Source organism: Faecalibacterium prausnitzii, from assembly GCF_003287495.1.
Classification (GTDB): domain Bacteria; phylum Bacillota; class Clostridia; order Oscillospirales; family Ruminococcaceae; genus Faecalibacterium; species Faecalibacterium prausnitzii_I.
In genome coordinates this window covers 113,632-126,205 of record NZ_PRLE01000007.1, presented here as the reverse complement: position 1 = coordinate 126,205, position 12,574 = coordinate 113,632, and the positions used below count along the sequence as shown (strand labels likewise).

The window sequence follows — 12,574 nt, the reverse complement described above, 5'->3', positions numbered from 1 at the left end:
AAAATAGGTTCCGTTACAAGTTTTTCGATATTGTTCAATTTTCAAGGTCCTGTTAGCGCCTCAGCCGACCGGCTGACGACTTGATTATTCTACCACAGAAGTGATTTTTTGTCAAGCTCTTTTTTAGAAGCTTTTGAACTTTCTGAACTTGGATGTTTCAAAATCTCTCAAATCTCTTTTGGATTTCTTAACGTCTATTGGTTCTTTTCAAGGGCTTCTCGCTGAGGCTTTGGAAGTCATTCTTTTGCCTCAGCGCTTGGCGCTCAAGTATAATACCACACACCCGCACCTTTGTCAACACTTTTCTGCTGCTTTTTTCAAGTTTTTTTGCATTCATCTGAAATGTACTCACCTAAATGTCTCCAAGAGCGTTTTTTCAATGGAATACCCTCCGCCGTGGTTCCATCTTTTCACGCAAAAAGACCGCCCATGCAATGCACAGACGGTCTTTTGCTTATATTACTTTATAGGATAAGACAGTTTATCCTTAACGGATCTCAATGCCCAGCTTGAATTTCAGGTTGCCCAGCACTTTCTTGACGGTGCGCTCCACCTGCTCCGCAGAAACTTCCGCAGCAGGGTCAGACAAGGTCAGAGAGAATGCCATGCTCTTCTTGCCCTCGCCGAGGTTTGCACCGCGGTAAATATCGAACAGCTTGACTTCCGTGATGAGCGGGCTGGCTTTCTTGATGGTCTCCTCGATCTCGCCACAGGTAACAGCCTCATCGCAGACCAGTGCCAGATCGCGCTTGACCGATGCATAGGGGCTGAGGGGCTGATAGCGCAGTTCACCATCCACGCAGGACATCAGGGCCTCATAGTCCAGCTCACCCAGATAGATGTTCTGGCTGTCCTTCTGCTCCTTTGCGATCTCCAGCTCACCATTGATCTCATTGGAGAGCTTACCGAACACGCCCAGACGCTTGCCGTTGCAGTACACAGCGGCGCTGATGCCGGGATGCAGCCATGGAGTGCTCTCGCGCTTATACTCAAAGCTCAGACCAAAGCCTGCTGCCAGTGCCTCCATGGCGCCCTTGACCGTGAAGAAATCCTCCTCCGGGCCGAATGCGCCGATGCAGAGAGTCTGGCGCTCGTGGGGATGCTCGTTGATGGGCAGTTCTTTAGCCAGATAGACCGGTGCCATCTCAAACAGGCGGCCCTCATTGTTGCCTTTTTTCAGGTTGTCCACGATGACATTCAGCATGGACGGCGTGAGCAGGGTGCGCATGATGGAGAGGTTCTCGCTGATGGGGTTGAGGATGCGGATCGCCTTACGGGCAGCATCATCCTCCGGAATGTGGAGCATATCCAGCTCCGCGTTGGAGTAGAATGCCAGGGTGGACGCCTCATAGAAGCCCTGGGCAGCCAGCAGGCGCTTGGTCTTGAGCTGCTGCTTCTGCTCGTAGTTCAGACCGCCGTTGGTAACAGCAGCGGTGTTCAGGAATGTGGGCACAATGTGGTCGTAGCCATACTCACGGATGACCTCCTCCGCCAGATCGGGGAAGCCGTCCACGTCCTCACGGTACAGAGGTGCAGAGACGTCCCAGCTGCCATCCGCCTGCACGTCCACCGTGAACTCCAGACGCCGGAGAATATCGATCATGGTCTGGTCCGGGACGGTGATGCCCAGCACGCCGCAGATCTTGGCCGGAGTGGTGACGATGTGCTTCCGCTCAATGGGACGGCCATCGGTCAGGTCAAATTCCAGCGTGGTGATATCGCCGCAGTCCAGCTCCTGGATCAGGTGCAGAGCACGGGCAAGGCCCAGCTCCGGAGAATGGCGGTCCACGCCCTTTTCGTAGCGGGCGGAAGAATCGCTGTTCTGGCCCAGAGCGCGGCTGGTCTTACGGACAGAATCGCGCGCAAAGGTAGCGCACTCGAACAGCAGGTTGGTGGTATTCTCATCCATCCCGGAGTTTGCACCGCCCATGATGCCAGCCAGGCAGACGGGCTTCTCCGCATCGCAGATGACGAGGTTGTTGGGGTTCAGGGTAAACTCTTTCTCGTCCAGGGTAACGATCTTCTCGCCATCGTGAGCGCGGCGGACATCAATCGTACGGCCACCGACCTTGTTCAGGTCAAAGGCGTGCATGGGCTGACCCATTTCCAGCAGGGTGTGGTTGGTGATATCGACCACATTGCTGATGGAGCGCAGACCACACAGAGCCAGGTGACGTCTCATCCAGCGGGGAGACTCACCCATTCGGATGTTGCGGACATAGTGTGCCATGTAGCGGGGGCACAGGTCCGGCGCTTCCACCTTGACGGTGATGGGCTCGTCCGGCTCGCAGACAGCTTTGTAATCCATGGCGGGCATGTGGAGGGGCTTGCCGAGGATGGCCGCTACTTCGCGGGCAATGCCCAGAACGGACTGGCAATCCGGGCGGTTTGCGGTAATGGAGATATCAAAAATGTAATCATCCAGGCCGACGACCGGAGCAATGTCCGTGCCGGGAACGGAATCCTCCGGCAGGATGAGCAGGCCGTAGACCTCAGCGCCCGGGAACAGATCATCGTTCAGGCCCAACTCCTCACCGGAGCAGAGCATGCCGTTGGACTCCACACCCTGCATCTTGCGGGCCTTGATCTTGATGCCGCCGGGCAGGGTGGAGCCATCCAGGGCGGCGGGGACGCAGTCGCCCACTTTCATGTTTGCGGCGCCGGTGCTGATGTGGATCTCGTGGCCATACTCGCCGCAGTCCACCACGCACTTGGTCAGGTGAGTGCCCTCCTGCTTTTCCATGGAGGTGATCTTACCGACCACGACCTTGCTGATGCCTGCATCCAGCGGGATCAGCTCCTCGACCTCAAAGCCGCAGGAGAAGAGGCGTTCTTCCAATTCCTGGGCGGTGACGTCGATATCGACAAGTTCTTTTAACCAACTGAAAGGTACTTTCATTGTTTGCTCTCTCCCCTCTTATTCGTGGAACTGCTTGAGGAACTGCAGGTTATTCTCAAACATCAAGCCGATGTTGTTGATGCCGTACTTCAGCATGGCGATACGCTCGATGCCGATGCCAAATGCAAAGCCGGAGTACTCGTCCGGGTCAATGTTGCAGTTTTCCAGCACCTTGCGGTTGACAACACCGCCGCCCAGGACTTCGATCCAGCCGGTGTGCTTGCACAGGGGGCAGCCCTTGCCGCCACACTCAAAGCAGCTGACATCGACCTCAACGCTGGGCTCGGTGAACGGGAAGTAAGAGGGGCGCAGACGGGTGCGGGTATCCTTGCCGAACAGCTTCTGCACAAAGGTGTTCAGCGCGCCCTGCAGGTCGCCCAGAGTGATGCCCTTGTCCACGACCAGACCTTCCATCTGATGGAACATGGGGCTGTGGGTGGCGTCGGAGTCGGAACGGAAGACGCGGCCCGGGATCAGGACCTTGATGGGAGGCTTCTGGCTGTCCATGGTGCGGATCTGGCCGCCGGAAGTCTGGGTGCGGAGCAGGAACTCATCGGACAGATAGAACGTATCCTGCATATCGCGGGCGGGGTGATCCTTGGGGACATTCAGGCGGGTGAAGTTGTGGTCATCATCCTCGATCTCCGGGGCATCGGCCACGGCAAAGCCCATGCCGGAGAAGACATCAATGATCTGGTTGGTGACCAGCGTCAGGGGGTGCAGGCCGCCCACGGTGCGGGTCTTGGCGGGCAGGGTGATGTCCACCGTCTCGGCCGCGTTGCGGGCTGCCAGTTCTGCCTGCTTGACTTTTTCGGCGGCGGCGTCATAGTCCGCCTGCACTTTCTGCTTGAGCTCGTTGATGATCTTGCCCATGGCAGGACGCTCTTCGGGCGCGACAGAGCGCAGATTTTTCATCAGGGCAGGGATCTTACCGTTTTTGCTGAGGTACTCCTGCCAGAAAGTTGCCAGCGTTTCCTTGGAAGAGACCTGGCTCAAGGCAGCTTCGGCCTGTTTTGCCAGCTCGTCGATCATTGCTTGCATGGATGTTCTCTCCTTCTCGTGTTCGTGTTGTCAAAACGGGGCAAAGCAAAAGCGCCCCGTCCCCTGCTCAGAGCCAAGCTCCAAGCAAAAGGGACGAAGCGCTGTAATTTCACTCCGCGGTACCACCCGGTTTCCGCCCGAAAGCACAAAAGCTCTCAGCGGCTCTCAAACGCCGTAACGGGGCGCGCCGTCCTGTGCTAATAAGCCTTTCAAAATCCAGACCGTTTGCACAGGCCGCTCAGGAGCGAACTTCGGCACACACCCACGCGGAAGCCCTTTCAGCCGGTGAAGCTTCTCTCTTTGCTGTGGAACTGCGTGCGTACTTTCTCCGTCGCTGCGTTTCGAGGTATTCAGGTTTGTTGGTGTTGATAACCATGAGTTATCTTAGCACACTTTTGCCCCATTTGCAAGTGCGGGCGGCTATTTTCCGGGAAATTGGCGTTTTTGCTTGCCTTTTGGCTCCGTCTATGGTAGTCTTAACATACAGTTTGCAGAAAGAGAGGTACACGGTATGGCCCGGAATGCGTTTGCTTTTTAATTTTTAAGCAGATTTTATGCAGTTCCGGCTCGAAGTGTACCCTTTTCTCTCTTTCAGCAAAGTGTGGAGCATGATTTTCAGCGCCGCGTAGCTTTGCTATGGGGCGTTTTTGTTTTGCCTGAAAATCGGAAAAAGGGCGCACATTTCTTTGTTATGATAGGAAAGGTGTTCCCCATGAATTTAAAAAAGCAGCTTGCCTGTTTATATACCAATTATTTCTTTACCGGCCTGCGCATCACTGATGCCGTGTGGGTGGCACTGCTGGCGGCCCGGGGCTTTTCCCTCTGGGAGATCGGCTTTGCCGAGAGTGTGTTCCACATCATCAGCCTCCTGTGCGAGGTGCCCAGCGGCATGGCGGCCGATCTGCTTGGCCGCAAAAAGGCCCTCGTGTTCGGCGGCGTGTGCGTCGTGCTCTATAACCTGCTGATGGCCTTTGCCCCCAACCTGTTCTTCATCTGCGTGGCTATGGGCCTGAACGCGTTTGCAAGCACCATGTTCTCCGGCACCACTTCGGCGCTGACCTACGACAGCCTCAAGCAGTGCGGCAAAACCGACGATTACCTCAAGGTCTCCGCCACCTGCTCTCAGATCACGAATCTGACCACCGCTCTGGGCTCCCTCTTCAGCACACTGGAACGCTTTTTGCGCTTTTCCGGTTTCTACCTGCTGAGTGCCGCCTTTGAGTGTACCGGAACCCTCGCCACTGCCCTGATGGAAGAGCCTATCGTCACCGAAGCACAGGCCAGCCGGGAAAAGCAGGCGCTCCGCGATCTACCCGGCCAGCTCGTCCAACTGGTAAAGGACAGCATCAAAGTCCTGCGCTCCTGCCCGCTGGCGGCAAAGCTCATTGTCTCCAGCGCTGTGGTCTGTATCCCCAGCTACCTGACCAAGATGTTCGTCCAGCAGCGCCTGGTGGAACTGGGCTGGCCCACGACTCTGCTCTTTCTGCCTCTGCTGCTCAGCGGCCTCGCCTCCATGCTGGGCATTGAGATTGCCCGCCGGATCCACCCGCAGAGCCTACGGCGGTTCTATGCTGTCTGCGCCCTGCTCTGCGGCACCGGCTGTATGCTGGTGGGTGCGGCCCCTGCACTGGCCGCCATCTTCGGCTGTATGCTCGTGCAGGGGATTCTTGACGTCTGGCTCCTGCACGAGGGCCAGAAACTCAACGACAACATCCCCAGTGACCAGCGCGCCACCCTCATCAGTGTGGACGGCATGGCCTACAGTCTGCTCATGATTCCTGCCAGCCCGCTGGTGGGTGCCGTGGGCGATGCCTTTGGGCAGGCCGGTGCCGGGCTCGTGGTGCTGGGGCTGCTGGTGGCTGCAAGTGGAATCCTGATTTACAAAAAGCAGTAATTTTCTCATAACACAGAAACATACAGCAAAAGGCTCCCGCCAGAAATGACGGGAGCCTTTGTGTTTCTTGTTGCTCCGATTTATTTGCGGACGATCTCTTCCGCCAGAGCGTCCATCTGCGCCTCCGCAGCGGCATTGACAGCAGAGCGGATGGTAACGACGGTATCACAGACGGTCATGTTTTTCATGCCGTCCAGCTCGGCCCGCATGAGTTTGGCCGCCATGGGAGCCCAGGTGCCGTTCTCCATCAGGCCGATGGTGCGGTTCTGGAAGTTCTTGGTCTTGAGGTGGGTCAGCAGAGCCTCCATCGGCGGGAAGAGGAAGCCGTCATAGGTGGCGCAGGCCAGAACGGTCTTGCCGCAGCGGAAAGCTTCGGTGACGGCGTAGGAGACATCGGTGCGGGTCAAATCCATCTCCACCACCTTGGCACCCTTGGCGCGGAGCTTCTCGGCCAGGATGTGGGCAGCGGAGCGGGTGTGGCCGTGGATGGAGGCACTGGCGACCAGAATCTTCTCCGGCTCCTCCGGCTTGTAGCTGGACCACATATCGTAATAGTTCAGGTACTTCCCAAGGTCGCCGGTGAGGACGGGGCCGTGGAGCGGGCAGATGGTCTTGATGTCCAGCGCGGCAGCCTTTTTCAGCAGAGCCTGCACCTGCGGGCCGTACTTGCCCACGATGTTCAGGTAGTAGCGGCGGGCCTCGCTGGCCCAGTCGGCTTTCTCGTCAAACTTCGCCACAGCGCCAAAACGGCCAAAGCCATCGGCGGAGAAGAGGACTTTCTCGCTGGACTCATAGCTGACCATGACCTCCGGCCAGTGGACCATGGGCGCGAACACGAAAGTCAGGGTGTGAGCGCCCAGATTCAGGCTTTCGCCGTCCTTTACGGTCACGCGGCGGTCTTTGGCAACCGCCTCCGGGCCGAAGAACTGATCCATATACTGGAAGGTCTTGGCGTTGCCCACCACGTTCATCTCCGGGTAAAGGGCCGCCAGCTTTGCAATGTTGGCACCGTGGTCCGGCTCCATGTGGGAGACAATAAGATACTCCGGCTTGCGGCCGTCCAGTGCCTCGGTGACGTTTGCCAGCCACTCGTCGGTAGCACGGTTATCCACGGTATCCAAGATCGTGGTCTTCTCATCCAGAATGACATAAGAGTTATAGCTGACGCCGGTGGGGACCGGGTACTGGCTCTCGAACAGATCAATGGTGGTATCATCCACACCCACACCGAGAATCGCACTGCTGATATGTTTCACGCTCATGGCAAGTTTCTCCTTTGATTTTGTTTTATTCAGGGGCCGTTTGGCCATTGCTTTTAGGAACCGTTCTCAGTATAACATAACGTTAAAATTTTCGCAAGAGGCAGCTTTTTCGGGCGGCTCGCGGGGAGCTTCTCCGAGGACCGTCCGCTGGGGTGGGACCCTGTTGCCGTAGGCAATAGGGCGGGCGATGGAATGGCCCGTCTCGTGTCCGAGGAGAAAGCTCCCCGCGAGCCGCCCTCCTCAACGTGCATCCTCCTCATGATCTCCCGGCAAACGAGCGGTCACCGGGCGGCCCGGCTCGGTATCCAGTTCCAACAGGGTGGCCGCGCTGGCTTCATCCAGGCTCTGGACGCCGCGCAGCTTCCGGCTGATGGCCCGGGTCCGCACGCCAATGAGATTGTCCAGCTCTTCATCTGTCTGGCGGAGGCGCTGCTGCATCTTGGAAAGCCCCTGCCCGAACTTGTCAAACTCGGTCTTCACCGCACCCAACAGCTGCCAGACCTCGCCGGAGCGCTTCTGGATGGCAAGGGTCTTGAAGCCCATCTGCAGACTGTTGAGCAGCGCCGCCATGGTGCTGGGGCCTGCCACGTTGACCTGATAATCCCGCTGCAACACTTCCAAAAGCCCGGCATTGACCACCTCGGCATACAGGCCCTCAAAGGGCAGGAACAGGATGCCGAATGCCGTGGTGTAGGGCGGTTCCACGTATTTCTCGCGGATGTCTTTTGCCTCGCTGCGGAGAACGAGCTCCAGCGCGTGGCGGGCGTTCTCCACGGCAGCGGCATCGCCGGAAGCCTGGGCGTCCTGTAAGTGGGCGTAAGTATCCCCGGGGAACTTGGAGTCAATGGGGAGCCAGACGGTGCTGCCGTCCACGCCGGGCATCTTGATGGCGTACTCCACCCGCTGGGTGCTGCCCGGGATGGTGGCCACGTTGGTATCATACTGCTCCGGGGCCAGAATCTCCTCCAGGATGGCCCCCAGCTGGATCTCGCCCAGGATGCCGCGGGTCTTGACGCCCGAGAGCACCTGCTTCAGCCCGCCGACGTCCGCCGCCAGCGATTGCATTTCGCCCAAGCCCTTGTACACCTGCTCCAGCTGCTCGTTGACCGCCTTGAAGCTCTCGCTCACCCGCTTTTGCAGCGCGTCCTGCAATTGCTCGTCCACCGTATGGCGAATTTCATCCAGCTTGCGGGTGTTCTCCGCCTGCAGGGCGGTCATGCTGTCGGCCAGGGTCTTGCGCAGCTCTTCCAGCTTCTGGGTGTTGGCCGCTTCCAGACTCTGGAGCCGCTGGGTCAAGATCTGCTGCTGGCCGCTCTGGCCCTGGGCCAGGGTGCTGCTCATGTTCTGCACGGCGGTCTGCAGCGTTTCGCTCACGCTGCGGATGGCGGTATAGTTCTGCTCCGCCATAGCAGCCTGCTTCTGCTCAAAGGATTTGGCCTGGGCTTCCAGCTGCTGGGTAAGCCACTGCTTGAGCTCCTCGGTGTCTCCCCCGCCCCGCCGGGGCTTGTTGCCGCGGTAGAGCAACAGGGCCAGCATCAGGCAGATGGCCACCAGAAGCACGGTATATAACATTGCCAGAAATTCCATTGATATTCTCCTGTAGTATCCCCTCAAAACAGACAGCGATACGAGCGCTCTGTTTTGCCAAAGACATCGTATCGCTGTGTTTCGGGATTTATTTCAGCGGCCTCGCCCTCTCAGGCGCTACCGTGTCCGCGCTCCCAGAGAGAGAGCTTTTTGCTCTTATTTTTACTCTTCAATATACTGGACCAGCTCTTTGGAGGAGACGGTCTCGTCGCCGTAGAGGCCTACGCCGTCCGCTTCCACCTCACCGGTCTGGTTATCACAGGGGTCAGCCCGGAAGCCCAGCATGGGCGGCGTGAACGGCGCTGCAAACACGCTGTTGGCCACCATGCGGTCGGGGTCCAGATTGCCAAAATAGTGCTGGCGGAGCGTTTCGTCGCCCCGGCGGGCCATGGAGGCACCGAAAGAGCAATCCGCATACAGCCAGCCCTTGGGGGCAACATAGAACATGGCCCAGTCGTGGCAGCCCACTTCATCGGGGGTGACATAGAGGCCGCTCTGCCAGCGGGCCGGGATGCCTGCCGCGCGGCAGAGGGTGATGAACGTGACCGACATGATGCCGCAGTCGCCCCGGCGGTCCCGGGCGCAGTGTTCCGGCAGGGACTCGTGGATAAAGTAGCTCGGCTGGTAATGGTAGCGCACATTCAGCGTGACGTAATCGTAGATGCGCTTTGCCTTTTCCATGGGGTCGGTGATGCCTGCCGTGAGCTGGGCCGCCAGCGCCTTGATGTAAGGCGTGAAGACGATGTGGGAGGGCTGCTCCTCGGTGTCAAAATCCGGCTGCTCCGGGGCAGAGGGCGTATCAAAGGGGTCCGTGTAAACTGCCGTGTTGCGGTAGCTGTACTGGACGCCGAAACTGCGGTTCTCGGTGAGGTCTGCCTCCCAGCAGACGGTGCGCTGAGGAGCGTTTTCCGGGGCAATGACCGTCGGTTCCTCGGTGAACTCCTCCAGCTCGATGTCACTCTGGGAGAGGCAGGCAGCGGGCAGCGGCAGCCAGGCGCGGACATGCACCGCGTCCCGGCCCTCAGCCTTGGCCTTGGCAAGGGCGGCGGCAAAGGCCTCGTCCGACATGCCAACACTGGCTTTCAGGGTGATGCGGGCGCTGGCGCTGCCCTGCTCCGCCATCTTCTCATGCAGACGGCGGCAGCGCTCTTTCTCGCTGTCCGGCTGGGCGGGCGGGTCGATCTGCCGCCGGGCAAGGTCCGCATGGGTGGCGATCAGCGTGGAAGCAAAACGGTTCTGATACCGCTTCTCCCCCTCCACAAAGCGCCAGTCCATCCGGTTTTCCCGGTCCAGCATCTCAAACTCTTCCGGCGTAAAATCTTTCACCCGGCGCTGCATCTCGGCAATGGCGTCCGCCTTGCTCCAGGTGTACTCCGCCGGGATCCGCCGCATGATCTCCCGCTGGGCGATCATCGCGTCCCGCAGAACGTCCACCCCGTGGGGGGTGGGGTTCTCGGGCTGGACATCCATGTGGGGGCACAGGCCCTGGCTGTAGGGGCTGTTCTGGGTCTTAGTCCAGTCCTCGGCAAGGTAGGCGTCGATGCGGGCAATGGCCTCCTCGTAGTACCCGGCCGCTTTCAGCCGCTCCACATCGTCGGGCAGGCCCACGTTCAGGCTGCGGAGCGTTTCGTTCCAATCTCTTGTGTTCATATTTTCTTTCCCCTCTCCTAAAAATCTCAGGTTACTTTCTTCCAGAATGCCACGGCAGCGTTCAGCCAGCCCTCTGCGTCGGTGCCAAGCCCAATGCCAATGCCGTGGCCTGCGTCTTCATATACCTTTTCCTCGTGGGGCACACCGTCGCTCTCCAGAGCACTCTGGAGGGCAGGCCCCTGCTGATCGAACCCGAACAGCTTCAAAATGCGGTCGCTCTTACCGTACCACAGGAACACCGGCGGGTAATCCGGTGCAATGAGCTTGGAGAGCGTGTAATCATAATAGTGTTTCTGCATCCAGTCGTCCACGTCCAGCAGGGCCGTGTATGCGGGCTTTGCCAGCCAGAAGTTGTTGATGGGGTACGCCAGCAGCAGCGCCCCGGGTTTGGGCACGTTGTACTTCTGCCAGCCCTTTTCCGCATCGCCAAACACCCCGGCGATCTGCCCGCCGGAGGAATACCCCAGCAGTGCGTAGTCCTCCGGCTGGACGCCGAACGTCTCGGCGTTGGCCGTGATGAACTGGATGGCCCGGCCCAAGTCGTCCATGGGAGCGTTGTTGCCCGCCTCCGTGCCAATGCGATACCGCAGAACAAACACCGCGTAACCCTGCTCGTGCAGCTCCCAGGCTGTGGACACGCCGCCCCGAAGCTCGCCGCTGTAGTAGAGCGCGTTGCCCGAGAGCACCACGGCATACCGGGCGTTGGGGGGATCCGCCGGGAAATAATACAGCTCGGCGTGGTCCCGGCTGGGCTGGGCGGCGATCTCCTCCGGCGAGTAGAGCTTATAGGTGATCTGGGTGCCAGACTCGTAGTTCTGGATCAGCAGGTTCAGCCCCGCCGCGCAGCTGGCGGCAGAGCCGCTGCCCACCACCTCTTCCAGCGTCTCATTGTTGTGGGTATTCTTAAACCAGGCCAGGTCCCGCTCCCAGGTGTGGATGTCGGTATAGAGGCCGGACGCCTGAACGGCGGGGTTCTGGCGGATCTCCCGCATGGTGGTCTGTGGGGTGATGGGCTCCTGCGCCATAGCCGGGAGCGCCAGCATTGCGGCCAGCGCCAGGCTGGCAAGACATGCGCTTGGTTTCACAGAGTTCACGCCCTTTTTCAAAAATTTGCCGGGAGTTACGCGGCTGTGTCCGCCGCTTTGGCAGCGGTCTGGCTCTCCCAGAACGCGACCGCCTCGGTGATCCAGCCCTCCGCGTCGGTGCCGCGGCCCGGGCCGATCTTGTGAGGTGCATTATGATAGTGATGGAAGATGTGGGGCACGCCGTTTTTCACCAGTGCTTTCTCAATGACACGGCCCTGCGCCGGGGTGTACATCTTAGCCAGGGTCACATCGTTTTTGCCGTACCAATGGTAGACGGGCGGGTAATCCGGTGTGATGTAATCGGAAACATTGTAGTCGAAATAGCGGGGGCCGTCGGCGTAAGGGTCAATGAGGAGGCCCCAGACGGGTTTCAGCTCAAAGAAGTTGTTGACGGGGTAGCCCAGCAGCAGAGCGCCCGGCTTGCTCACGCCATAGGCCTTGTAGCCCAGCGTGTCGGAATCGGAAGCAAACAGGCCGGCGATCTGCCCGCCGGAGGAATAGGCCAGCACCGCGTAGTCCTCGGGCTGAACATGGAACTGTTCCGCGTGCTCGGTGATGTACCGCACGGCCCGGCTCACATCTTCCAGCGGGGCGTTGTCTGCCGCCTGGTCGCCAATGCGGTACCGCAGCACAAAGCAGGTATAGCCCAGCTCGTTGAGCCACTCCGCCGTGGAAACACCCTCACGCATCTCGGCGCTGGTGTGGATGGCGTTGCCGCCGATGACCAGCACGAACTTGCCGCCAGGATCACTGCCCGGGAAATAATAGATCTCCGCTTTCTGGCGGGTGGGCACGGCGGCGATCTCCTCGTCCGTGTAGAGCTTATAGGTGATCTGGATGCCGGAGTTGTAGTTTTCGATCATCCGGTTCAGGCCCTTGGCGCAGTCCTCAGCGGTGCAATCGTTGACATACTCCCGCAGGGTGGTATCTTTCCACTTGCGGATATCCCGGGGGGTGTCCTGCTCCTGATTGTACGTATACAGTCCCGCTCCCATGACGCTGGGGTTCGACCGGATCTTGGCCATGGGAGTGTCCGGTGTGATGTTGGCCTCCCCTTTTGCTCCAGATGCCTGGGCTGCCCGTGCCGGCAGGGTGAGCAGGGTGGCCAGTAACAGTGCGCTCGCAAGGACCCGTTTCAGTTTCATTCCCGTGTGTT

At 59.2% G+C, this 12,574-nt stretch carries 8 protein-coding genes; 1 reads left to right on the top strand and 7 read right to left on the bottom strand.

Translation table 11 applies throughout. From position 1 onward, the window contains the following. Positions 1-487: 487 nt before the first annotated feature. Together pheT and pheS are read right to left on the bottom strand one after the other, a co-directional pair. The gene (gene pheT, locus C4N22_RS11805) at positions 488-2,899 is read right to left on the bottom strand and encodes a phenylalanine--tRNA ligase subunit beta (RefSeq protein WP_112149113.1); all 2,412 of its coding nucleotides are present in this window, start codon (positions 2,897-2,899) and stop codon (positions 488-490) included. Between the two features lie 18 nt (positions 2,900-2,917). Then, a complete protein-coding gene (gene pheS, locus C4N22_RS11800) occupies positions 2,918-3,940 on the bottom strand; it encodes a phenylalanine--tRNA ligase subunit alpha (protein ID WP_112115423.1) in 1,023 nt (340 codons plus the stop codon). 712 nt (positions 3,941-4,652) lie between these two features. Here pheS and C4N22_RS11795 point away from each other — a divergent pair. Continuing rightward, the gene (locus tag C4N22_RS11795; RefSeq protein WP_022256247.1) at positions 4,653-5,834 is read left to right on the top strand and encodes an MFS transporter; all 1,182 of its coding nucleotides are present in this window, start codon (positions 4,653-4,655) and stop codon (positions 5,832-5,834) included. Between the two features lie 80 nt (positions 5,835-5,914). Here the strand turns inward: C4N22_RS11795 and C4N22_RS11790 are convergent, their stop codons facing one another. The 5 genes from C4N22_RS11790 to C4N22_RS11770 form a co-directional block, all read right to left on the bottom strand. After that, entirely contained in the window at positions 5,915-7,096 is a 1,182-nt protein-coding gene (locus C4N22_RS11790) for an FprA family A-type flavoprotein (protein ID WP_112149112.1), read from the bottom strand. 240 nt (positions 7,097-7,336) lie between these two features. Beyond that, the gene (gene rmuC, locus C4N22_RS11785; protein ID WP_112149111.1) at positions 7,337-8,683 is read right to left on the bottom strand and encodes a DNA recombination protein RmuC; all 1,347 of its coding nucleotides are present in this window, start codon (positions 8,681-8,683) and stop codon (positions 7,337-7,339) included. 162 nt (positions 8,684-8,845) lie between these two features. Continuing rightward, the gene (locus tag C4N22_RS11780) at positions 8,846-10,333 is read right to left on the bottom strand and encodes a transglutaminase-like domain-containing protein (protein WP_112149110.1); all 1,488 of its coding nucleotides are present in this window, start codon (positions 10,331-10,333) and stop codon (positions 8,846-8,848) included. A 26-nt stretch (positions 10,334-10,359) separates the two neighbouring features. After that, entirely contained in the window at positions 10,360-11,418 is a 1,059-nt protein-coding gene (locus C4N22_RS11775; RefSeq protein WP_242981018.1) for an alpha/beta hydrolase, read from the bottom strand. Between the two features lie 35 nt (positions 11,419-11,453). Beyond that, a complete protein-coding gene (locus C4N22_RS11770; protein WP_112149108.1) occupies positions 11,454-12,563 on the bottom strand; it encodes an alpha/beta hydrolase in 1,110 nt (369 codons plus the stop codon). Positions 12,564-12,574: the final 11 nt, after the last annotated feature.

Coding starts and splice junctions, on each gene's coding strand:
- pheT (WP_112149113.1), bottom strand. CDS start 2,899: ATGAAAGTACCTTTCAGTTGGTTAAAAGAACTTGTCGATATCGACGTC.
- pheS (WP_112115423.1), bottom strand. CDS start 3,940: ATGCAAGCAATGATCGACGAGCTGGCAAAACAGGCCGAAGCTGCCTTG.
- C4N22_RS11795 (WP_022256247.1), top strand. CDS start 4,653: ATGAATTTAAAAAAGCAGCTTGCCTGTTTATATACCAATTATTTCTTT.
- C4N22_RS11790 (WP_112149112.1), bottom strand. CDS start 7,096: ATGAGCGTGAAACATATCAGCAGTGCGATTCTCGGTGTGGGTGTGGAT.
- rmuC (WP_112149111.1), bottom strand. CDS start 8,683: ATGGAATTTCTGGCAATGTTATATACCGTGCTTCTGGTGGCCATCTGC.
- C4N22_RS11780 (WP_112149110.1), bottom strand. CDS start 10,333: ATGAACACAAGAGATTGGAACGAAACGCTCCGCAGCCTGAACGTGGGC.
- C4N22_RS11770 (WP_112149108.1), bottom strand. CDS start 12,563: ATGAAACTGAAACGGGTCCTTGCGAGCGCACTGTTACTGGCCACCCTG.